The 21192-nt window shown below is 72.1% G+C and carries 22 protein-coding genes; 20 read left to right on the top strand and 2 right to left on the bottom strand.

Features of this window, described 5'->3' with window-relative positions:
- The first annotated feature begins 118 nt into the window (after positions 1 to 118).
- Both ABEA15_RS10750 and ABEA15_RS10745 read left to right on the top strand, forming a co-directional pair.
- Entirely contained in the window at positions 119 to 922 is an 804-nt protein-coding gene (locus tag ABEA15_RS10750; RefSeq protein WP_345556516.1) for a Rossmann-fold NAD(P)-binding domain-containing protein, read from the top strand.
- 267 nt (positions 923 to 1189) lie between these two features.
- The gene (locus ABEA15_RS10745; RefSeq protein ID WP_345556515.1) at positions 1190 to 1951 is read left to right on the top strand and encodes a PP2C family protein-serine/threonine phosphatase; all 762 of its coding nucleotides are present in this window, start codon (positions 1190 to 1192) and stop codon (positions 1949 to 1951) included.
- A gap of 103 nt (positions 1952 to 2054) precedes the next feature.
- Here the strand turns inward: ABEA15_RS10745 and ABEA15_RS10740 are convergent, their stop codons facing one another.
- Positions 2055 to 2729, bottom strand: a complete 675-nt coding sequence (locus ABEA15_RS10740) for a copper resistance CopC family protein (protein WP_345556514.1) — start codon at positions 2727 to 2729, stop codon at positions 2055 to 2057.
- 256 nt (positions 2730 to 2985) lie between these two features.
- On the bottom strand, positions 2986 to 3252 hold the full coding sequence (locus tag ABEA15_RS10735; protein WP_344142752.1) for a WhiB family transcriptional regulator: 267 nt from the start codon (positions 3250 to 3252) through the stop codon (positions 2986 to 2988).
- An 899-nt stretch (positions 3253 to 4151) separates the two neighbouring features.
- Between ABEA15_RS10735 and ectA the strand changes: the two genes are divergently transcribed.
- From ectA to tsaD, 18 genes are all read left to right on the top strand, one after another.
- Positions 4152 to 4655: a diaminobutyrate acetyltransferase gene (ectA, locus tag ABEA15_RS10730; RefSeq protein WP_425579380.1), complete on the top strand. Its 504-nt coding sequence runs from the start codon at positions 4152 to 4154 to the stop codon at positions 4653 to 4655.
- 68 nt (positions 4656 to 4723) lie between these two features.
- Positions 4724 to 5989, top strand: coding sequence for a diaminobutyrate--2-oxoglutarate transaminase (gene ectB, locus ABEA15_RS10725; RefSeq protein ID WP_344142753.1), 1266 nt, complete (start codon positions 4724 to 4726; stop codon positions 5987 to 5989).
- 124 nt (positions 5990 to 6113) lie between these two features.
- Entirely contained in the window at positions 6114 to 6515 is a 402-nt protein-coding gene (locus ABEA15_RS10720) for an ectoine synthase (protein WP_344142754.1), read from the top strand.
- Positions 6516 to 6748: 233 nt separating this feature from the next.
- Positions 6749 to 7660, top strand: coding sequence for an ectoine hydroxylase (thpD, locus tag ABEA15_RS10715; RefSeq protein WP_345556512.1), 912 nt, complete (start codon positions 6749 to 6751; stop codon positions 7658 to 7660).
- 326 nt (positions 7661 to 7986) lie between these two features.
- Complete coding sequence (gene ehuB / locus ABEA15_RS10710) at positions 7987 to 8901, top strand: ectoine/hydroxyectoine ABC transporter substrate-binding protein EhuB (protein ID WP_344142756.1); 915 nt, start codon at positions 7987 to 7989, stop codon at positions 8899 to 8901.
- 10 nt (positions 8902 to 8911) lie between these two features.
- Positions 8912 to 9640: an ectoine/hydroxyectoine ABC transporter permease subunit EhuC gene (ehuC, locus tag ABEA15_RS10705; protein WP_344142757.1), complete on the top strand. Its 729-nt coding sequence runs from the start codon at positions 8912 to 8914 to the stop codon at positions 9638 to 9640.
- On the top strand, positions 9637 to 10275 hold the full coding sequence (ehuD, locus tag ABEA15_RS10700; RefSeq protein WP_344142758.1) for an ectoine/hydroxyectoine ABC transporter permease subunit EhuD: 639 nt from the start codon (positions 9637 to 9639) through the stop codon (positions 10273 to 10275). The genes ehuC and ehuD overlap by 4 nt, the downstream gene beginning before the upstream one ends.
- Positions 10262 to 11092, top strand: a complete 831-nt coding sequence (gene ehuA, locus ABEA15_RS10695; RefSeq protein WP_344142760.1) for an ectoine/hydroxyectoine ABC transporter ATP-binding protein EhuA — start codon at positions 10262 to 10264, stop codon at positions 11090 to 11092. Before ehuD ends, ehuA begins: the two co-directional genes overlap by 14 nt.
- 296 nt (positions 11093 to 11388) lie before the next feature.
- A complete protein-coding gene (locus ABEA15_RS10690; protein ID WP_345556511.1) occupies positions 11389 to 12312 on the top strand; it encodes a CPBP family glutamic-type intramembrane protease in 924 nt (307 codons plus the stop codon).
- 109 nt (positions 12313 to 12421) lie between these two features.
- On the top strand, positions 12422 to 13105 hold the full coding sequence (locus ABEA15_RS10685) for a GOLPH3/VPS74 family protein (RefSeq protein WP_344142763.1): 684 nt from the start codon (positions 12422 to 12424) through the stop codon (positions 13103 to 13105).
- A 179-nt stretch (positions 13106 to 13284) separates the two neighbouring features.
- Positions 13285 to 15390 (top strand): RNA degradosome polyphosphate kinase, encoded by a 2106-nt coding sequence (locus tag ABEA15_RS10680; RefSeq protein WP_425579379.1) that lies wholly within the window; start codon positions 13285 to 13287, stop codon positions 15388 to 15390.
- On the top strand, positions 15383 to 16384 hold the full coding sequence (locus ABEA15_RS10675) for an NUDIX domain-containing protein (protein ID WP_345556509.1): 1002 nt from the start codon (positions 15383 to 15385) through the stop codon (positions 16382 to 16384). Before ABEA15_RS10680 ends, ABEA15_RS10675 begins: the two co-directional genes overlap by 8 nt.
- Positions 16385 to 16458: 74 nt before the next feature.
- The gene (locus ABEA15_RS10670; RefSeq protein ID WP_345556508.1) at positions 16459 to 16923 is read left to right on the top strand and encodes an SRPBCC family protein; all 465 of its coding nucleotides are present in this window, start codon (positions 16459 to 16461) and stop codon (positions 16921 to 16923) included.
- Positions 16924 to 17023: 100 nt separating this feature from the next.
- Positions 17024 to 18145, top strand: a complete 1122-nt coding sequence (alr, locus tag ABEA15_RS10665) for an alanine racemase (protein WP_345556507.1) — start codon at positions 17024 to 17026, stop codon at positions 18143 to 18145.
- Between the two features lie 102 nt (positions 18146 to 18247).
- Positions 18248 to 18748 carry a tRNA (adenosine(37)-N6)-threonylcarbamoyltransferase complex ATPase subunit type 1 TsaE gene (tsaE, locus tag ABEA15_RS10660; RefSeq protein WP_345556506.1) on the top strand — a complete coding sequence of 167 codons (501 nt, stop codon included), beginning with the start codon at positions 18248 to 18250 and terminating at the stop codon, positions 18746 to 18748.
- An 11-nt stretch (positions 18749 to 18759) separates the two neighbouring features.
- Positions 18760 to 19434 (top strand): tRNA (adenosine(37)-N6)-threonylcarbamoyltransferase complex dimerization subunit type 1 TsaB, encoded by a 675-nt coding sequence (tsaB, locus tag ABEA15_RS10655; RefSeq protein ID WP_345556504.1) that lies wholly within the window; start codon positions 18760 to 18762, stop codon positions 19432 to 19434.
- Positions 19422 to 20012 carry a ribosomal protein S18-alanine N-acetyltransferase gene (gene rimI / locus ABEA15_RS10650; RefSeq protein ID WP_425579378.1) on the top strand — a complete coding sequence of 197 codons (591 nt, stop codon included), beginning with the start codon at positions 19422 to 19424 and terminating at the stop codon, positions 20010 to 20012. The genes tsaB and rimI overlap by 13 nt, the downstream gene beginning before the upstream one ends.
- Positions 20012 to 21052, top strand: a complete 1041-nt coding sequence (tsaD, locus tag ABEA15_RS10645; protein WP_344142770.1) for a tRNA (adenosine(37)-N6)-threonylcarbamoyltransferase complex transferase subunit TsaD — start codon at positions 20012 to 20014, stop codon at positions 21050 to 21052. Before rimI ends, tsaD begins: the two co-directional genes overlap by 1 nt.
- Positions 21053 to 21192 lie beyond the last annotated feature (140 nt).

Below are 21192 nucleotides of genomic sequence, written 5' to 3'. Positions count from 1 at the left end.
ACCTGCGACGCAGTTCGGGCGGGGCGCGCTGGGACACTCGGGGCGCGTTTGGCGGGTGTTCCCTCGGGCACGGTTGGCCGCGTAGGAGTCGCCTGTTGCCGAGAAGTAGCGAGGAACCATGACTGCGCGGCCACCCGGGCGCACGGGCGGCGACCGCGGGGGAGCGACCGCCCGGGCGCGCGACCCGCTGCCGGGCTACACGGCACGCGGCGCCCTGCGCGGGCGCCGGGCACTGGTGCTCGGCGGGCCGGCGGGCCGCGGCTCCGGACGCGCCGTGGCGGCGGCCCTGGCCAAGGAGGGCGCCGCCGTCGGGCTGGCCGACACCACCGGGCTTGCCGGGTCGGCGCCCGGCGCGCGGCCGGTGCCGCGCCGGCGCTTGGGCGACGACCCGGTGCTGCAGGCCGCGGGGCTCGTCTCGTCGCTGGGCGCCTGGTCGCTGCCGATCCACTGCGATCCGGCCAGCGAGAGCGACGGCCGTGCGGCGGTCGCCTACACGGCGCTGGAGTTCGGTGCGGTGGACCTGCTGGTCGTCCACGGGGCCGCGGTGGGTGCGGCGCGCGGGGACGACCGCACGGGCGGGCTCGGCGCGGCCGTGGCGGCGGCGCCCCCCGCGCATCGGCCGCGCGGCTCGGGGATCACGCCCGCGCTGGGAGCCGTGCGCGGCGCGCGGCCGTTCCTCGGCGACGGCGCCGCCGCGGTCGTTCTGGGAGAGCACGGAGCACCGGGCGGCGGTCCGCAGGCGCGCGCTGCGCTGCGCTCCCTCGCCGGCTCGCTGAGCGGGCGCCGGATGCGGCTGAACTGCCTGATCCCGCATGCCGCCGACACCGATGCGGCCGTCGCCGCCGCGGTGGTGGAACTGGCGGCCGACGACGGGCGCACCGGTGAAGTGGTAGGAGTGGCGCAGGTTCCGCATCTGCAGTAGCGGCGGAGTCCGCACGTTTTGCGGCTGTTCGTCGCATCCGGCCGACGGATGCTCGCCGAAGCGGTGGGCGCCCCCGTACTTTGGGGGCGACGAGCGGATCGGGAACTGCGTATGAGGGCGATTTCCGCCATGATGTAGGCGGATTTTGACCACAGTCAGCGGTCCCCCGATACGGTTGCATGATCAACGCGCCGCGGCCTCCCGTACGGCCAGGCGCCGCTTGGGACTGTTCGGCAGGTACTGCCGTTGAAACAGGAGGTTGGGCGTATGGGTGTCGCTGGTGGGGAAGTCACGGTCACGGCCCTCACGCACCGGGGCGCTGTACGCACGGCCAACGAGGACGCCGTCGTCATGGGTGCGCTCACCATCGCCAGCGCCAACATGACCATGCCGGTGCGGTGCGTACTGCCGGTCGGCGAGCCGGTGATCCTGGCGGTCGCCGACGGGCTCGGCGGGCACGCCGCCGGCGAGATCGCCTCCGAGCACGCCGTCCACCGCATGGCGGAGATGAGCCCGCGCCTGACGAGTCCGGACGACGTCGACGTCCTGCTCAAGAACATCGACGAGGAGATCAAGGACCACGCCACCCAGCACACGGAGTTCTCCGGGATGGGTACGACGGTGGCCGGCCTGCTCCTCAACACCGACGGCAACTTCTGGTTCAACGTCGGCGACTCCCGCACGTACCGGCTGGAGGGCACGCGGCTGCGCCAGCTGTCCCAGGACGACTCACCGCCGCTGCCCCCCTCCGACGACGGCAAGCCGGTCACGACGAACTTCATCACCCAGTCGCTGGGCGGCAGCGGCAGCACGGCGATGGTGCCGCACGTGGGCCGCGACAACGAGCCCGACCCGGGCGCCTGGCTGATGTGCAGCGACGGCCTCTCCGACCTGGTCCCGCTGGAGGAGATGGAGCGCATCATCGCCGAGGCCGGCAGCGACGAGGGAGCGGTGCACGGCCTGTGGCAGGCCGCCATGGAGGCCTCCGGCCGCGACAACATCAGCATTCTGCTGGCCCGCCGCGTCTGATGGCGGAGCACACCCGCCCCCGGGGCCGTTGATCCCGTAGCCGGCGTCACCGTGCGCGTGCGCACGTGGCGGCTACGGGATCACCCCGGGCGGGGTCCCGGCGTCAGCCGTTCCCGCCTCCGGCGCCGGGGCGGTTGCGCATGCGGATGACCAGGATCGCGATGAGCGCGAGGACGGCGATCCCCGCGACCACGGCGCCGACCGGCCCGAGCATGGAGTTCGAGGGATCGGTGGGCGACTGCGCCGCGGGCGACTCCTCGGCCTCCGCGCCGCTGCCGCCCCCGTCGCCGTCCTGGGCCGAGGCCTCCTCCTCGGGGGAGGGGCCGGACTCCGGCACCGCCTCCTCGGTGAGGGAGAAGGTGATCTCGTCCTCCAGCGTGTGGCCGTCGGAGGAGACGGTGCGGTAGGCGACGGTGTACTCGCCGGCGGCGGGCAGCTCGCCCAGGCCGATCGCGGCCTCGGGGCCGTCGACCTCGACCTGCCCCTCCTCGTGGTTCTCGCCCTCGGGGCCGGTCACCACGATGGCGTTGGAGCCCTGTCCGATGTCGCTGCTGAAGGTCAGCACCACCTCCCCGGGCGCGGTGTCCAGCTCGGCACCGTCCTTCGGCGAGGAGTCGATGAGGGTGTCGTGCGCGAGGGCGCCGGGCGCCGTCGCGGTCGCGAGCGCCAGCGAGCCCAGCAGGGCGGCGGCGACGACCGCCGGGCGCCGCGCCGCCGAAGGGCGCCGCCGGCCGTCAGGTCCGGCCGTTGCGGGCGCTGCGGGGGTGGCCAGGTTCATCGGCGGAGTCCCTTCGAGGGGTGGGGTGTGCTGTGCGGCTGGAGTGCGCCCGGGTGCCTGCTGCGCGGCGCCCGGCGCACGCGCGCTGCCGGCGCGCACGCGGCACCGCGCTCCCGGTGTCCGCGGGGCCGCGCGACTCCACAACCTAGCCGACGGCACCCCGCCGGCGCCCGGCCGCCGTCCACCGCCCGCCCCGGCCGGGGCAGGCCGGTCGGTACGCGCCGCCCCCGACGAGGGGAGCGGCCGGTGCGGCGGCCTAGGAGGCCACGGGCAGGGGTTGGCGGCGCATGTAGCGGCGGTCCTCGGGCGTCGTGCCGCCCCATACGCCGTGCGGCTCGCCGGCGCGCAGGGCCCAGCTCAGGCACTCCGAGCGCACCGCGCAGGTACGGCAGATGGCCTTGGCGAGCTCCGCGTCGTTCTGCCCGGGGCCCGTCGTGCTGACGGGGAAGAAGAGTTCCGGGTCGTACTGGCGGCAAGCGCCCTGCTCGACCCAGTCTTCGCTGTCGTGGTAAAGGCGGTTCACCAGGAGCCTCCGTTCCCTGGCCGGTCCTTCGCGCGAGGCGCTCATGGCCGGATGGCGCGCGCCGGACGTGTCTGGTCGCGAGGCGGAGGGGCGGTCGCCGCCGCTCCATCGCGATGCGACCCATCGTAGTACTACGGATAGTCGTACTACGAAAAGTCTGCCAAAATTCTTCGACTCGCTTCAAGTCCGCACACGCCTCGGATCCGTCGGCACCGGCCCCCCGGCGGAGCGGACCGCCACTGCGGCGGCCGCTACCCCCCGATCGCGCGGAGTTGCGTGCGGGATGCCGGTGGGTCCCGGACGGCCCGCTGTCCCGCCGCGGAGCCGGCGCGCGGGTCCGGGTCGTGCCCCCGCAAGGCGGGTGAACGCGGGGATGCGCGGCGGCCGCCCCGCAGTGCGGCAGGAGGGGCCGCACTTCCCGGCGGCGGCCGGAAGGCTGTGTCGCGAGGATTCATCCGAATTCGTGTGACTTAACACACGCTTAAAATCCGCTCGCGGTCTCCCTATGTTTGCCCGGCAACAGGCACAATCTCCTCTACCGGCTTGCGTCGCCCCCGCCCTCGGCGGCTCCCGGGCGGTCGTCCGAACCCCCTGGTGAGCATGGCGTGCACGGCACCGATTCGGCAGGTGCCCGGACCCCCCTCACGGCGACGCAAAGTGACGACCGGGGCAAAATAAACAAGCCATACCCCGCGAAACACGGCCGAAACATATGCCGTTCGGCGTCCGGAAACGCTGCTCAGGAACGTTCGCTATGTTCCATCGACGTGCCTGACCAACAGACCGACGACGACACCAGCGCCGTGTCCGGCTACGGGGATAAGCCCGCTGTAGTCGGCGGCCCGGCGGCGGACGACGGCGTGCGCCTGCAGCAGCCCTCCCTCGCCGACGGCCCCGACTTGTGGCGGCTGGCCCGCGACGCCGGGCTCGACATCAACTCGCCCTACGCGTACACGCTCTGGAGCCGGGACTTCGCCTCGACCAGCGTCGTCGCCCGGGACGGCGAAGGGCGGCCGCGCGGTTTCGTCACCGGGTTCGTCCGACCCGACCACCCCGACACCTACTTCCTGTGGCAGGTGGGCGTGGACCCAGACTTCCGCGGGCGGCGGCTGGCACGCCGCATGCTCGACGAGATCGGCGACCGTATCGCCGCACGCGGGCTGTCCCACCTGGAGGCCACGGTGACACCGGACAACGCCGCCTCGCGCGCGCTGTTCGAGTCCTTCGCGCGGTCCCGGGGATGCACAGCGGTGTGGAATCCGTTGTTCGGGCGGGAGCACTTCCCCGGCGACGGCGAAGGGCACGAACCGGAGGACCTGGTCCGCATCGGTCCACTGGGCCGACCGGACACGACCGCAGCACGTCCGCCGACACCTGACATCCGACCTGACACCCGAGCCTGACCGACCCGACCCCCACGCGCCACATCAGTGACCCCATGAAACTGGGGAAAGGACTCAAGGAACTCACGATGGAGATCTTCGAACGCCTCGAATCCGAAGTCCGCAGCTACTGCCGTAGCTGGCCGGTCGTCTTCAACGAGGCGCGGGGCAGCTACGTCTACGACGAGTCGGGGCGACCCTACCTCGACTTCTTCGCGGGTGCCGGTTCCCTCAACTACGGGCACAACAACCCGGAGCTGAAATCCAAACTCATCGACTACCTGATGAGCGACGCGATCGTGCACAGCCTCGACGCGTACTCGACCGCCAAACGCGACTTCCTGGCGACCTTCGGCGAGACGATCCTCGAACCGCGCGGGCTCGACTACAAGGTGCAGTTCCCCGGCCCCGCCGGGAACAACGCCGTCGAGGCGGCGCTCAAGCTGGCCCGCAAGTACACTGGCCGCGAGACCGTCATCAGCTTCACCAACGGGTTCCACGGCATGACCCTGGGTGCGCTCGCGGTCACCGGCAACTCGATGAAGCGCGGCGGCGCCGGCGTACCGCTGAGCCACTCGGCCACCATGCCCTTCGACAAGTACATGGACGGCCAGACGCCGGACTTCCTGTGGTTCCGCAGCATGCTGGAGGACAGCGGCAGCGGCCTCGACGCGCCCGCCGCGGTGATCGTCGAGACGGTGCAGGGCGAGGGCGGCATCAACGTCGCCAGCGCCGAGTGGCTGCGCGGCCTCCAGGAGGTCTGCCACGAGTACGACATGCTGTTCATCGTCGACGACATCCAGATGGGCTGCGGCCGCACCGGCCCGTTCTTCAGCTTCGAGCACGCCGGCGTCAAGCCCGACATCGTCACCCTGTCCAAGTCCATCAGCGGCTACGGCCTGCCGATGGCGCTCACGCTGTTCAAGCGCGAGCTGGACGTATGGGAGCCCGGTGAGCACAACGGCACGTTCCGCGGGCCCAACCCCGGGTTCGTCACCGGTACCGCCGCCATGCGCACCTACTGGCGCGACGACTCCCTGCAGAAGGCCACCGAGGCCAAGGGGCAGCTGATCGACCGCCGCCTGCGCGCCGTCGCCGACGAGCTGGGATCCGACGAGGCCCACGTCCGCGGCCGCGGCATGGCCCGCGGCCTGGTGCTGGAGCGCCCGGGCGCGGCCAAGGTCCTCAGCCGCGAGGCCTTCGAGCGCGGCCTGCTGCTGGAGACCTCCGGCCCCGAGGACGAGGTCGCCAAGCTGCTGCCGGCGCTGACCACCACCGAGCAGGAGCTGGAGCAGGGCCTGGAGATCATCGCCGAGGCGGCCCGCGCCGCGATGAAGACCCCGCAGCCCGCCTGACCAGCGGTGGTATCAGGGGTGCGGCGCCCCCACAATTGGCTGTAGAAGGTACAGCGGGGTTCCGGGCCGGCCGCCCGGAACCCCGCACTCCGGCCAACACGAGCAAGCAATAGGAGCATGCACCGTGATCGTGCGCAGCATGAGCGATGTCGACGGAACCGACGCCGACATCCAGACCGAGACCTGGCGCAGCCGCCGGATCGTCCTGGCCAAGGACAAGGTCGGGTTCTCGTTCCACGAGACCGTCCTCTACGCGGGGACCGAGACCAGCATGTGGTACGCCAACCACATCGAGCTCGTCCACTGCATCGAGGGCGAGGCCGAGGTCACCAACGACGAGACGGGTGAGACGCACCTCATCACGCCGGGCACGCTGTACCTCCTCAACGGCCACGAGCACCACACGGTGCGCCCGAAGACCGACTTCCGGGTGCTGTGCGTGTTCAACCCGCCGGTCACCGGCCGCGAGGTCCACGACGAGAACGGTGTGTACCCCCTGCTGACCGAGGAGACCCCCTCCCAGTAGGCGAACCCGGCCGGTGCGGCGTCCTCCGCACCCGGCCTCCCGGGGCCGGTGCGCGCGCCGCACCGGCCCCGGCTTCGCTGGCACCGCCGCGCACGAGCGGCGGTCGGACGGCGGGCGCACGAGCGCCCGCGGGCACGTCGCAAAGGAGCGGGACGAGCACGACGACGAGAAGGTGACGCGGCCACCGGACGCCGCGCGGCAACGAAAGGAGCGAATCCCTCCGGGGTATGGCCATGACTGCGTTGACGACGAACATCGAGCAGCCGACCATGGACGACTACCCGACCCGCAAGGAGCAGACTCCGGCGCTGCTCTACCGCAAGGACCCCGCCGTCTGCGGCGACGCGGCGAGCGGCCCGATCGACGCCGAGACGCTGGCCTCCTACGACGCCAAGGGCTATCTGCAGGTCGAGTCCCTGATCACTCGGGACGAGCTGGAGGGCTACCGCGCCGAGCTGGCACGGCTCAGCTCCGACGACGAGCTCAAGAAGGACGAGCGCGTCGTCGTCGAGCGGGCGTCCGACGAGGTGCGGTCCGTCTTCGAGGTGCACAGGATCAGCCCGGTCTTCGCCGAGCTGGTGCGCGACCCGCGGCTCGTCGGCCGTGCGCGCCAGATCCTGGGCTCCGACGTCTACATCCACCAGAGCCGGGTGAACTACAAGCCCGGGTTCTCCGGCACCGACTTCTTCTGGCACTCCGACTTCGAGACCTGGCACGCCGAGGACGGCATGCCCCGGATGCGGGCGGTGAGCATCTCCGTCGCGCTCACCGACAACTACGAGCACAACGGCTCGCTGATGATCATGCCGGGGTCGCACCGGACCTTCGTCTCCTGTGTCGGCGAGACCCCCGACGAGCACTACCGGGAGTCGCTCAAGAAGCAGAAGGTCGGCACGCCCGACCAGAACAGCCTGTCGATCCTGGCCGAACAGCACGGCATCGACGTGCTGACCGGGCCCGCGGGCGGGGCCCTCATGTTCGACGCCAACTGCATGCACGGCTCCAACGGCAACATCACGCCGTTCCCGCGCTCCAACGTGTTCATCGTCTACAACAGCGTCGAGAACACGTGCGAGACGCCCTTCGCCGCGTCCGAGCCGCGGCCGCACTTCCTGGGCGCCCGCGACTTCACTCCGGTGAGTTGACGGCGCACCCCGGCCGAGCAGGTGCGCCCGCCGTGGCGCGATCGTTACGGGGCCGGTCCCGGCCACGGACCGGGATAACCAGTGCATAACGTGCTATTCCGACGCCGTTAGCCCTGACCGATCATGGGCACGGAAGACGCAGGCGCCGGTTGGTGCCGGGCGCCCCGCGTGACCGGGGGTACTGAGACGGCCCCGTCCCCCTGACCCGGCCGGGATTCGTCTCTGGGCCACGCATGTCCGTACCGCCGCACGGCGCTCCTTCCCCGCGCGGGAGGGAGCGCCGCGCTGTTCGCCTACCCCTTAGTTTCGCGACGAGGAGAGAAGCTATGAGCAACAGCAGTCCCCTGGGTCACCTCGGCCGCCGCGACCTGCTCCGTGCCGGCGGCGTCACCGCCGCCGCGCTCGCGGCGGGGCCGGGGCTTGCCGCGTGCTCACGCACCGAGCCCGCCGCGGGGCAGACTCTGCTGGAGAGCCTGCGCGAGAAGGGCACCATCAAGGCCGCGATCAACAACGAGCCGCCGTTCGGCTACATGGACGACAACGGCCAGGTCACCGGCGAGGCCCCGGAGCTGTTGCGGGCGATCGTCAAGGAGATGGGCATCGACAAGATCGAGGCCGAGACCGTCAGCTGGGACGGCCTGATCCCCGGCCTGAAAGCGGGCCGCTACGACGTGGTCGCCGCCGGCATGTACATCACGCCGGAGCGCTGCGCGGAGGTCGCCTTCGCCGAGCCCGACTACAAGGTGCTCGAAGCGTTCATGGTGCCCAAGGGCAACCCCAAGAACCTGGAGACCTACCAGTCGATCGCCGAGCAGCCCGACGTGACCGTCGCGGTGCTCAACGCCTCGGTGGAGCAGAACTACGCCGAGGGCGCGGGCGTGAAGAAGGACCAGATGACCCTCGGCGACAACGCCGTGCAGATGCTCGACCTGCTGGAGAAGGGCCGCGTGGACGCCGTCGGGCTGAGCACGTTCTCCCTGAACTACCAGATGGAGCAGCGCGGCATGCAGGAGGACTTCGAGGTCACCGACGGCTTCACCCCGGTGGTCGACGGCGAGGAGGTCAAGCCCGCCGGCGGGTTCGCCTTCCGCAAGGAGAACAAGGAGTTCCTCAAGGAGTTCAACAAGGTCCTGGCCGACTTCAAGGAGAACGGCCGGCTGACGGAGATCGGCAAGGAGTTCGGGTTCGACGAGGCCGCCCACCCGGGCGACCTGACCACCGAAGAGCTGTGCTCGGAGTAAGGGTTCAGGAGTGGACTTCTTCCTCAACCGGTTCCCCGTCTACCTGGACGGCGCCCTCATAACCCTGCTCATGACGGTGCTGGGCTCGCTCCTGGCGTTCGTCCTCGCGATGGCGATCGGCATCCTGGGCACACTGCGCAACCCGGCGGCGCGCGCCGTCGCGACGGCCTACACCGAGGCCTTTCGCGGCGTGGCCGCGCTGGTGCTGCTGTTCTGGTTCGCCTACGCCATCCCGCAGATCACGGCCTATGAGCTCTCCCCGATGTTCGCCGGCATCCTGGCCCTCGGGCTGAACGTGGGCGCCTACGGCGCCGAGGTCGTGCGTGCGGCGATCAACGCGGTGCCCAAGGCGCAGACCGAGGCGACCATCGCGCTGAACATGTCGTGGGCGCGGCGGATGTGGCTGGTCCTGCTGCCGCAGGCCTGGGCGCAGATGCTGCCGACGTTCGGCAATCTGATCATCGAACTGATGAAGGCCTCGGCCATCGTGTCGCTGATCGGGGTCGCCGACCTCGCCGACGTCGCCAGCAAGCAGCAGTCCAGCACCGGCAACACGGTCCTGGCCTACGGCAGCGCCATGGTCATGTACTTCGTCATCGCCCAGCTCCTGATCTTCGGAATGCGGATGCTGGAGCGCCAGGCCAACCGGCGGCTGGGCAGGTCGACGGCCGGCGGCGGCGGGCTGCTGTCGCTGCTGCGTCCGCCGACACCCGGAACGAGAGTGGGGGCGGCCAAGTGATCTGGGACACCGACTTCGCGATCAGCATCATCCCGCAGCTGCTGCAAGGGCTGGTCGTCACCATCGAGGCGACGGTGATCGGCTACGTCGTGGCACTGGCGCTGGGACTGCTCGTGGCCGTCCTCCGCAGGGTCGACTACATCGGCCCGGTGGTCTTCGTGGTCTTCGAGTTCATCCGGACCACGCCGGTGCTGGTGCAGCTGCTGTTCGTGTTCGCGCTGGCGCCGCCGACCATCACGCCGCTGACCATCGGGATCGCGGTGCTGGGCGTGCACTACGCGGCCTACACCGCCGAGGTCTACCGCTCGGGGATCGAGGGCGTGGCCAAGGGCCAGTGGGAGGCCTGCCGCGCGCTGAGCCTGCCGCCCTTGCGGGTGTGGGGCGCCGTCGTGCTGCCCCAGGCGATCCGCAAGGTCATTCCGGCCCTGGGCAACTACCTCATCTCCATGTTCAAGGACACGCCCTACCTGTTCGCCATCACCGTGGCCGAGATGCTGTTCGTGGCCAAGGCGATCGGCACCGAGGCGTTCCGCAGCATGGAGGCCTACACCCTGGTCGGCCTGTTCTTCCTGGCCGTGAGCGTGCCCTCCGCGGTCATCATCCGACGTCTGGAGCGCCGTTATGCAGCAGTCTGAGAGTACGGAGGCCGCCGGGGCGCAGTCCGCGCAGGAGGCACCCGGCGACGAGATCATCCGATTCGACAACGTGGTCAAGCAGTACGGCAGCAACGTCGTGCTCAACGAGCTGGACTTCCGCGTCGAGCCGGGCGAGCGGGTCACGCTCATCGGCCCCAGCGGGTCGGGCAAGACGACGATCCTGCGCCTGCTCATGACGCTGGAGAGGATCAACGGCGGCGTCATCTGGGTCAACGGCCGGCCGCTGTCGCACATGGAGCGCGGCGGCAAGCTGGTGAAGGCCAACGAGGCCCACATGCGCCGCGCACGCCAGAGCATCGGAATGGTGTTCCAGCAGTTCAACCTGTTCCCGAACATGAGCGTGCGCAAGAACATCACCGAGGGCCCCGTGCACAGCCTCGGCGTGGACAAGGCCGAGGCCAACCACCGGGCCGAGGAGCTGCTGGACCTTGTGGGGCTGAGCGACAAGATCGACGCCCACCCCACCCAGCTCTCCGGCGGCCAGCAGCAGCGCGTGGCGATCGCCCGCGCGCTGGCCATGCGCCCGCAGATCCTGCTCCTGGACGAGGTCACCTCGGCACTCGACCCCGAGCTCGTCGCCGGCGTGCTGGACGTGCTGCGCAACATCGCCCAGACCACGGACATCACCATGCTGTGCGTGACCCACGAGATGAGCTTCGCGCGCGACGTCTCGCACCGGGTGCTGATGTTCGACCAGGGCCAGGTCGCCGAGGAGGGTCCGCCCGAGCAGATCTTCGGCGACCCCCAGGAGGACCGCACCAAGCAGTTCCTCAAGGCCGTGCTCGAAAGCGGCTGATCCCGGCCCGGCGCGGCTCCCTGCACCCCCTCCCTGCAGGGAGCCGCGTCCGCGGCGGTCCCGCGGTACGCCCTGCCCCGCGGCCCTCCGTACCGGCCTTCGCGCACCTTCGCGCGCCTTCCCGCGGACGCTCGGCGCCTCGTCGCACGGCCGCCGCCTCCGCGCACCCGCGGCTCCCGCGCCGCGACTTTCCTCGGCGGAAAGTAAAAAAACGGAGAGTAACGACATACCGTTGCCATTGCGTCACCTTTCCCTCCATAGAGGAGAGACTGAGGCTCCGAGCTGGGGGGAGGCCGGTGGCGAAGGTATTCGGACGGTTACTGAGGTGGGGCGCCGCGGTGGTGGTGACGGCCCTGGCCGCCGCTTTCGTGATGACCGGGTACGTGCCGTTCCACGGGGAGGCCCCCGTGAAGACGACGCACGATTCGCTGCTGGTCCCGATGGCGACCGGGATCGTACTGGCCGCGCTCCTCGCCGACCGCAGCCAGCGAAGGAAGCTCGACCAGCGGGTCAGGCGGGCGCTGGAAGGGCACTCGATGCCCTACGAGCTGACCTGGCTGCTCCTGCTGCTCGCGGTGTTCCTCGTCGCGACCCTCGGGGTCTCCTACTTCGCCGAGGTCTTCCTGCCCGGGGTGAGCTGGGAGGTGATGATGCCTCCCGTCCGCATCCTGTTCCTGTTCGTGCTTCCGCTGATCGTGGTGGACCTCGGCGGGTTCACGATCGCCGGATACAGCACGGTGATGCCCACGGTGGCGATGCGGGTGACCGAGCGCTGGCGCTGGATGGGCCTCGTCCCCGCCGCCGCGGTGGCGGGCCTGTCCCTGCTCGCGATCTCGGACATCATCCGGGGCTCGGTCCTCGGTCCGCTGGTCCTGGCCGCGGCCGTGCTGGCGATCGTGGCCGCGGTGGCGGTGCCCGAGGAGATGTTCTTCCGCGCTCTGGTGCAGTCGCGCCTGGAGGTCGTGGTCGGGCGCTGGCCCGGAATCCTGCTGTCGGTGGCGCTGTTCACGGTGGTCAGCGTGTTCCTGTCGGAGTACGGCGACTTCTCGTCCGAGTCGGAGCTGGTCGAGTTCGGGGTCGGGCACGCCGCGGTGTTCTACGCGGTCGTCGGGCTGCTGCAGGGCTACATCTGGGCGTGCTATCGCAACATCTGGCTGAACATCCTGCTGCGCAGCGCCACCCTGCTGCTCCGGGTCCTGCCGGCGCTGCAGCTCATGTAGGGGGCCGTGCGCGGCGCGGGCCGGTGCGCCGGGTGGCCGGATGCGGTCTGAAACGGGCGGTTCCGCGCTGGGACAATGGCCGGGTGATCCCCGTTGCGCCAGGAGAGAGATGAACCCGCCGGCCCAGTCGCACATCCTCACCGACGACCTGCTGCTGCTCGCCTACCGGCCCGACACCGGGCGTCCGCTGGTCGACGCCAACCGGCTGCAGTGCGGGCTGGCCGGTGCTCTGATCGCCGAGACCGTGCTGGCCGGCATGACCGCGCTCGACGGCGGCGGGCACCTGCACGTGTCCGGCCGCCACCGCACCGGCGACCCCGACGTCGACGGAGCCGTCGACCAGATCGCGGCCCAGCCCAAGGCGCGGAAGGTCAAGTGGTGGGTCCAGCGGATGAACAAGGGCGCGCTGCGCAAGCGGCTGCTCGGCCGCGCGGTGTCCGTCGGCGCGCTGGCGCACGAGCAGGGCCGCGTTCTGGGGATCTTCCCGACCGACGACTACCGCCCGGCCGCGCCGGGCAGCCGCGAGCAGGCCGTCCACCGGCTGCGCTCGGTGCTGCTGGGCTACAGCGGGTCCGACCCGCGTTCGGCGGCGCTGGTCGCGCTGGTCGGCGCGGTCAAACTGGACGCCAAACTGTTCCCCGACATCCCTGGGGGCGACCGGCGCAGGCGCATCAAGGCGGTCATGGCGGGCGACGACATCGGGCGCGCGGTGCGCGACGTGATCCAGTCGATCGAGGGCGCCGTCGTCGCCGCGGTCGCCGCGGGCGGAGCGGCCGCCGACGGGGGCGGCTGACACGAAGGGACCGTTACCTCCCGCGGCGCCCCTTGTGCCCGAAATCTCGACGGGCGTCCCCGTTTCGGCGTCGCGACGTGCTGTGCGGGAACACTCCGGAGATCGGTACGGGCGCGGGTATCGGCGCGCCGGTCCGCGTCACCGCGCGGACACCGGGCGGCCGACCCGCATTCAGCGGAATGGGGGACCCTGCCAGCGTGAGTGCGGAACCGGTTGTTACGGGACAAAGCGGCGATCTGCCCGCTGATCGCTTCCTCGACCGGGAGGAGGGCTGGCTGCGGTTCAACCAGCGGGTGCTCGAACTGGCCGAGGACGCGCAGATCCCGCTGCTGGAGCGGGCCCGGTTCCTGGCGATCTTCTCCAGCAACCTGGACGAGTTCTTCATGGTCCGCGTCGCCGGGCTCAAGCGGCGCCTGGCCACCGGCGTGGCCGTCACCTCCGCCACCCGCCACCACCCCGGCGAGCTGCTGCAGCGCGTCTCCGACGTCTCCCGCGAGCTGATGCTGCGCCAGGCGCGGTGCCTGCACGAGTCGGTGGCGCCCGCGCTGGCCGAAGCCGGCATCCGCATCGTGCGCTGGGACGACCTCGGCGCCGACGAGCAGGCGCGGATGCGCGCCCTGTTCCACGGCTCCGTGTACCCGCTGCTCACCCCTTTCGCGGTCGACCCCGCGCACCCCTTCCCCTACATCTCCGGCCGCTCGCTCAACCTCGCGGTCACCGTCCGCGACCCCCGCACCGGGCGGACGATGTTCGCCCGCGTCAAGATGCCCTCGGCCCTGCCCCGTTTCATCGACCTGGGCGGCGACCGCTTCGTGCCCACCGAGGACGTCGTCGCCGGGCACCTGTCCGTGCTGTTCGAGGGCATGGAGGTGCTGGAGCACCACGCCTTCCGCGTCACCCGCAACGCCGACCTGGAGGTCGACGAGGACGAGACCGACGACCTCGTGCAGTCCCTGGAGAACGAGCTGCGGCGGCGCCGCTTCGGCCCGCTCGTGCGGCTGGAGGTCGAGGAGACCATCTCCGAGGACGTCCTGGACATCCTGCGGCGCGAGCTGGGCGCCGAGGAGCGCGAGGTCTACCGGGTGCCCGGACCGCTCAACCTCGCCGGGCTGGACCGGATCGCCGACCTCCCGCGCCCGGAGCTGCGGTTCGCCCCGGTGGTGCCGGCCGAGCCCAACGCGCTGGCCCAGGACGGCTTCTTCGACGCCGTCCGCAGCGGCGAGCTGCTGGTCCACCATCCCTACGAGTCCTTCACGACCACGACCGAGCGCTTCCTCGCCCTGGCGGCCGCCGATCCCGCGGTGGTCGCGGTCAAGCAGACCCTCTACCGCACCAGCGGCGACTCCCCGATCGTGGAGTCGCTGATCGAGGCCGCCCGCGCCGGCAAGGAGGTCGTGGTCCTCGTCGAGATCAAGGCCCGGTTCGACGAGCAGAACAACATCCTGTGGGCGCGCAAGCTCGAAGAGGCGGGCTGCCACGTCGTCTACGGCGTCGTCGGCCTGAAGACCCACTGCAAGCTCGCCCTGGTCGTGCGCCGGGACGACGACGGCGTGCTGCGCCGCTACTGCCACGTCGGCACCGGCAACTACAACCCCAGCACCGCCCGCGTCTACGAGGACTTCGGGCTCCTCAGCGCCGAACCCGAGGTCGGCGAGGACCTCAGCGACCTCTTCAACCACCTCACCGGATTCTCCCGCAAGTCCGAGTACCGCCGGCTGATGGTGGCGCCCACCGGACTGCGCGACGGGCTGCTGCACAGCATCCGCCGCGAGATGGACGGCCACGCGCGCGGCGCACCCGCCCGCATCCGCATCAAGGTCAACTCCCTGGTCGACGAGGAGATCGTCGACGCCCTCTACGAGGCGTCGCGGGCCGGCGTGCCCGTCGACCTCTGGGTGCGCGGCAGCTGCGTCCTGCGGCCGGGCCTGGAGGGGGTATCCGAGACGATCCGGGTGCGCAGTATCCTCGGACGGTTCCTGGAACACTCCAGGATCTTCGTCTTCGAGAACGGAGGGGAACCGCAGGTGTGGATCGGCAGCGCCGACCTCATGCCGCGCAACCTGGACCGGCGGGTCGAGGCGCTGATCAGGATCGAGGATCCCGCCCAGCGCGCCCGCCTGGTGGAGCTGATGGACCTGGCCATGGCCGAGGGCACCGCCTCGTGGCGGATGGCGCCCGACGGCACCTGGGAACGGGCCACCCGCGACGGTGCGGGTGAGCGGCTCCTGGAACTGCAGAGTGCGCTGCGCGGCGACCGCCACCTGCGGTCCGTAGCAGATGGCTGACCACCCGGACGACCCGATCACGACCACCAGCGCCTTCCCCCCGCGCGACACGGCCCCCGGCGGCTACCTGGAGCCCATCCGCGCCGCCGGAACCGTGCTGTGGCGGGGCGAGACCCCCGAGGAGCGCGAGGTCGCGCTCGTGCACCGGCCCGACCGCGCCGACTGGAGCCTGCCCAAGGGCAAGCTCAAGAGCAGCGAGCACCTGCTCAGCGCCGCCGTGCGCGAGGGCCTGGAGGAGACCGGAATGCGCCCCGTGCTCGGGCGGCGCCTGCCGCCGCAGCGCTATCTCAAGGACGGCTGGCCCAAGCAGGTCGAATGGTGGGCCGCGACCGCCGCGCATGACGCCGGAACCGGCGGCGGCCCGGCCTCCGGATTCCGGCCCAACGACGAGATCGACGCGCTGGAGTGGATGCCTCTGGCGGCGGCCCGCCGCCGCGTCACCTACGGCCACGACATCCAGGTGCTGGACAACTTCGCCAGCGGCCCCGCCGAGACGTTCCCGCTGGTCGTGCTCAGGCACGGGTCGGCGGGCAGCAAGAGCGGCTGGGACGGCGACGACCTGCTGCGCCCGCTGGACTCCTCCGGCCGCGCCGACGCGGACGAGCTCGTGCGCGTCCTGCCGACGCTCGGTACCCCGCGGGTGGTCACCTCGCATGCGGTTCGCTGCGCCGAGACCGTGATGCCCTACGCGGCGGCCCACGGCACCGGGATCCGCACCGAGGGCGCCTTCACCCTGCAGACCGCGGGCGCCGAGACGTTCGCCGACAGCGCGGCGGCGGACGCAACCTTCGCGGCCCTGATCGACGACGGCCTGCCCACCGTGGTGTGCACGCACGGCGAGGTGGTCCCGCCCCTGCTGCGCGCGGCCCTGGACCGGCTCGGCGCCCCCGCGCCCCAGCAGCTCTCGCTGCGCAAGGGCACCTTCTGGGTGCTGCACGTGTCCCGCGCGGACCGGGGCCTGGCCGCGATGGAGCGCCACGCCGCCCGCGGCTGAACGCGCACCGGAGGAGACGGAAACCACCGCAGCGACCGCATTTGCGGCCCCTCCGAGACTGAGAGGATTCGGGCATGGCCAAGCACCGGGTATCGCGCAGCGTGGTGATCGACGCCCCCGCGGAGCGCATCTTCCGCATCATCATCGACCCCCGCCGCCACCACGAGTTCGACGGCTCGGGCACCGTCCAGCGGGCCCGGAGCGACGCCGCGCCGTTGGGTCCCGGTTCGCGCTTCGGCATGGACATGCGCATGGGCCTGCCCTACCGCACCGCCAACCGCGTCGTGGAGTACGAGGAGAACCGGCTGATCGCGTGGCGCCACGCCGGCGCGCACATCTGGCGCTGGCGCCTGGAGCCCCTGGACGACGGCACCACCCGGGTGACCGAGACCTTCGACTACACCCGGATGCCCGCCTTCTACATCCTCATCGGCTACCCGGCCCGCAACGCGCGCGGCATCGAGCGGTCCCTGCCCCGCCTCAAGCGCCTGGTCGAGGAGGAAACGCCGGACGAGGACTCGGCCGGGGGCGCGGAGTAGGCGCCTGCCGCAGCCGCCCCCTCGCCGATCGGCCGGTCCCGGCGGGGCGCGCGGGGACGAGCGCGGGGCGCCGCCGCCGCGGGCGTGCCAGACTTGGGCCATGCCATCCTCGTTCGCTGAAGCCCGCGTCGACCTGGGCGCCATCAGTGAGAACACCGCCGCCCTCGCGCGGCGCGCGCCCGGCGCCGGGGTCATGGGCGTGGTCAAGGCCGACGGCTACGGCCACGGCATGCTGCCCGCCGCCCGCGCCATGCTGGCCGGCGGCGCCGAGTGGCTGGGCACCGCCTTCATCGAGGAGGCGCTGGAACTGCGCGGCGCCGGCATCTCCTGCCCCGTCGTGGCCTGGATCCTGCCGCCGCACGCGCCCCTGTCGGCGGCCGTCGCCGCCGACATCGACCTGGGCGTCAGCACGCCCGGCCTGGTCGCCGACATCCGCACCGCCGCCGCCGAGACCGGCCGACGGGCGCGCGTGCACCTCAAGGCCGACACCGGGCTCAACCGCGGCGGCCTCACCGCCGAGCAGTGGCCCGAGACCGTCGCCGCGGCCGCCCGCGCCGAAGCCGACGGGCTCATCCGCGTCACCGGCGTGTTCTCCCACTTCGCCTGCGCCGACGAGCCCGGCCACCCTTCCATCGCCGCGCAGACCTCCGCCTTCCACGAGGCGCTGGAGATCGCCGGCAAGGCCGGGCTGGAGCCCGAGGTGCGCCACCTGGCCAACTCCGCCGCCACCCTCACCCTGCCCGAGACGCACTTCGACCTGGTCCGCCCCGGGATCGCGAGCTACGGGCTGAGCCCCATCCCCGGCCTCGCCGGCACCGGCCTGCGCCCCGCCATGACCCTGCGCGCCGCGGTCGCCCTGGTCAAGCGGGTGCCCGCCGGAAGCGGGGTCTCCTACGGCCACCGCTACACCACCGACCGCGCGGCCAACCTCGCGCTGGTGCCGCTGGGCTACGGCGACGGCGTGCCGCGGGCCGCCACCAACTCCGGGCCAGTGCAGATCGGCGGGCGGCGCCGCACGGTCTCGGGAACCGTGTGCATGGACCAGTTCATGGTCGACATCGGCGACGACACCCTCGGAGCCGACGCCGAGGCGGTACTCTTCGGCCCGGGCGACGACGGCGAGCCCACCGCCCAGGACTGGGCCGACGTGCTGGGGACCATTCCCTACGAGATCGTCACCCGGATCTCCCCCCGCGTACCGCGCGTCTACGGCGCCCGCTGAGACCGGCGGCCCGGCGGCGTCCGACCCGCTCGCCCGGCCCGCCTACCCTGGGTATGTGGACGCCACCACCGCCGCATCCCACCGAGACGACGCTGCGAGCCCATGACCGAAACCACCCGCGCCGAATCCGCGACCGAACCGAACACGGCGTTCGTGACGGCCGAGACCGACGCCGCCATGCGCGCGCTCGGCCGCCGCCTCGCCGCACAGCTCCGCGCCGGCGACCTGCTGATCCTCAGCGGTCCGCTGGGCGCAGGCAAGACCACGCTGACCCAGGGCATCGGCGAAGGACTGGGCGTACGCGGGCGCATCACCTCGCCGACCTTCGTCATCGCGCGCGTGCACCCGTCGCAGACCGGCGGTCCCGCGCTCGTGCACGCCGACGCCTACCGCCTCGGCGGCGTCGAGGAGCTCGACGACCTCGACCTCGACACCGGGCTCGACGAGTCCGTGACCGCCGTCGAATGGGGCGAGGGCATCGCCGAGCACCTGACCGACGAGCGGCTGGAGATCACCATCTCCCGCCGCCCCGACGACACCCGCGGCGTGACGCTGACCGGGGTCGGCTCGCGCTGGGCCCGCGTCGCCCTGGATGCGGAATAGGCTGGATCACCGTGCTTCTCCTGGCTTTCGACACCGCGACTCCGGCCATCACCAGTGCCGTCTGCGAAGCGGGCGACGACGGCGTGCGCGTGCGCGCCGCCGCCTCCACCGTGGACGCCCGCCACCACGGCGAGCTGCTCAGTCCCCAGATCGACGACGTGCTGGCCCAGGCCGGCACCGCCTTCGGCGACCTCACGCACATCGCCGTGGGGATCGGCCCCGGCCCCTACACCGGTCTGCGCGTGGGTCTGGCCACCGCACACGCCCTGGCCGAGGCCCTGGGCATCGGCTGCCACGGCGTCGCCACGCTGGACGCGGTCGCGTTCGCGTCCGGGCGCGAGAAGCCCTTCGTCGCCGCCACCGACGCCCGCCGGAAAGAGGTGTTCTGGGCGCGCTACGCCGACGCGCGCACCCGCACCGGCGAGATCGCCGTGGACGTCCCGGCGGCCGTGGACACCGAAGGGCTGCCCGTCATCGGCCACGGCGCCCGGCTCTACGCCGACGTGTTCGGCCCCCAGGCGGCCGAGCCCGAGCCCGACTACCCGACCGCCGCCGCGCTCGGCGAGGTCGCGCTGCGCCGGCTGGCCGCGGGCGAGGAGCTCGCCCGACCGCGCCCGCTCTACCTGCGGCGCCCGGACGCCGCCGAGCCGGGCGCGCCGAAGAAGGTGCGCCAGTGGCAGGCGTGAACGCCGGATACCGCATCCGGCCGATGACCGAGTTCGACGTGCCGGCCGTGATGGGCCTGGAACGCGCCATGTTCCCCGACGACGCCTGGACCGAGGACATGGTCCGCTCGGAGCTGGCCGAGCCCAGCCGGCACTACTTCGTCGCATGCCGCGGCGCGGGCCGGGGCGACGGCGGCGAGGGCGAGGGCCCGGTCGTGGCGTACGCGGGCCTGCGCGCGGTGCCGCCGCAGGGAGACGTGCAGACCATCGCGGTCGACCGCGACTGGTGGGGCCGCGGGATCGGCCGCGCGCTGCTGACCGAGCTGCTCGGCCAGGCCTACACCCACGGGGTCGAAGAGGTGTTCCTGGAGGTGCGCTCGGACAACCCGCGCGCCCAGGAGCTCTACCGCAGGTTCGGCTTCGCCGAGATCGGGGTGCGGCGCCGCTACTACCGCGGGGGCGTCGACGCCATCGTGATGCGCTGCCAGGAGCCCGCCGCGGCGATCGCGGCCACGGGCGGCGGCGAGCAGGGCGAGGCCCTGGAGTTCGGCGATGCGGCCGACGGGGACGACGGGTCCGGCGAAGAGGAGAAGGCGTGATGAGTGCGGGGGACCTGCCCCTGGTCATGGGGATCGAGACGTCCTGCGACGAGACCGGTGTCGGCCTGGTGCGCGGCTGCGAGCTGCTCAGCGACGAGGTCGCCTCCAGCGTCGACCAGCACGCCCGCTTCGGCGGCGTGGTGCCCGAGGTCGCCAGCCGTGCGCACCTGGAGGCCATGACACCGACGGTGCACCGTGCCCTCGACAAGGCGGGGGCCTCCCTCGCCGACGTCGACGCGATCTCGGTCACCGCCGGACCGGGACTGGCCGGCGCGCTGCTGGTGGGGGTCTCGGCGGCCAAGGCCTACGCCATGGCGCTGGGCAAGCCCCTCTACGGTGTCAACCACCTGGTCGGCCACGTCGCCGTCGACCAGCTGGAGAACGGGCCGCTGCCCAAGCCCGCCATCGCCCTGCTGGTCTCGGGCGGGCACACCTCGCTGCTGCTGGTGCGCGACCTGGCCACCGACGTGCAGCAGCTCGGCGACACCGTCGACGACGCGGCGGGGGAGGCCTACGACAAGGTCGCCCGGCTGCTCGGCCTGCCCTACCCGGGCGGCCCGCCGATCGACAGGGCCGCGCGCGAGGGCAGCGCCCGGGCGATCCGCTTCCCGCGCGGCAAGTGGGGCGACGGCACCCACGACTTCTCCTTCTCCGGGCTGAAGACCGCGGTCGCCCGCTGGGTCGAGGACGGCGTCCGCGAGGGGCGCGACCTCCCGGTGGCCGACATCGCCGCCGGGTTCCAGGAGTCGGTGGTCGACGTGCTCACCCGCAAGGCCGTCGACGCCTGCCTGGAGCACGGCGTGGAGCACCTGGTGATCAGCGGCGGCGTGGCGGCCAACTCGCGCCTGCGCTCGCTCGCCGCGGAGCGCTGCGCCGACGCGGGCATCACCCTGCGCGTGCCCCGGCCGCGCCTGTGCACCGACAACGGCGCCATGATCGCGGCCCTCGGCGCCGAGGTCGTGGCCGCCGGCCTTCCGCCGTCCACCCTGCACCTGGCCACCGACACGTCCCTGCCGGTCGACCGCCCCCTGGCGGCGTAGCCGGCAGCGCCCCGGACGACAGCGAAGGGGCGGGGCGAGCGCTCGACCGGCGCTCGCCCCGCCCCTTTCCACGTCTCCTAGTTGCGGCGGGGGCTACTCGTCCTCGTCCTCCTCGTCGCGGCGGCGCTTCTTCTTGCCGT

Origin of the sequence: Streptomonospora halophila, from assembly GCF_039542725.1 — a bacterium.
GTDB classification, from domain to species: domain Bacteria; phylum Actinomycetota; class Actinomycetes; order Streptosporangiales; family Streptosporangiaceae; genus Streptomonospora; species Streptomonospora halophila.
This window is presented reverse-complemented; position numbering and strand designations above follow the sequence as displayed.

Excerpts from the sequence above, each read along its gene's own strand:
- ABEA15_RS10685 (WP_344142763.1), top strand. The coding sequence starts at position 12,422 with ATGAACCCGCCGGCCCAGTCGCACATCCTCACCGACGACCTGCTGCTG.
- ehuB (WP_344142756.1), top strand. The coding sequence starts at position 7,987 with ATGAGCAACAGCAGTCCCCTGGGTCACCTCGGCCGCCGCGACCTGCTC.
- ABEA15_RS10680 (WP_425579379.1), top strand. The coding sequence starts at position 13,285 with ATGGGGGACCCTGCCAGCGTGAGTGCGGAACCGGTTGTTACGGGACAA.
- ABEA15_RS10675 (WP_345556509.1), top strand. The coding sequence starts at position 15,383 with ATGGCTGACCACCCGGACGACCCGATCACGACCACCAGCGCCTTCCCC.
- ABEA15_RS10670 (WP_345556508.1), top strand. The coding sequence starts at position 16,459 with ATGGCCAAGCACCGGGTATCGCGCAGCGTGGTGATCGACGCCCCCGCG.
- ABEA15_RS10740 (WP_345556514.1), bottom strand. The coding sequence starts at position 2,729 with ATGAACCTGGCCACCCCCGCAGCGCCCGCAACGGCCGGACCTGACGGC.
- tsaD (WP_344142770.1), top strand. The coding sequence starts at position 20,012 with ATGAGTGCGGGGGACCTGCCCCTGGTCATGGGGATCGAGACGTCCTGC.
- tsaE (WP_345556506.1), top strand. The coding sequence starts at position 18,248 with ATGACCGAAACCACCCGCGCCGAATCCGCGACCGAACCGAACACGGCG.
- ABEA15_RS10750 (WP_345556516.1), top strand. The coding sequence starts at position 119 with ATGACTGCGCGGCCACCCGGGCGCACGGGCGGCGACCGCGGGGGAGCG.
- ectB (WP_344142753.1), top strand. The coding sequence starts at position 4,724 with ATGGAGATCTTCGAACGCCTCGAATCCGAAGTCCGCAGCTACTGCCGT.
- alr (WP_345556507.1), top strand. The coding sequence starts at position 17,024 with ATGCCATCCTCGTTCGCTGAAGCCCGCGTCGACCTGGGCGCCATCAGT.
- ABEA15_RS10745 (WP_345556515.1), top strand. The coding sequence starts at position 1,190 with ATGGGTGTCGCTGGTGGGGAAGTCACGGTCACGGCCCTCACGCACCGG.
- thpD (WP_345556512.1), top strand. The coding sequence starts at position 6,749 with ATGACTGCGTTGACGACGAACATCGAGCAGCCGACCATGGACGACTAC.
- ehuA (WP_344142760.1), top strand. The coding sequence starts at position 10,262 with ATGCAGCAGTCTGAGAGTACGGAGGCCGCCGGGGCGCAGTCCGCGCAG.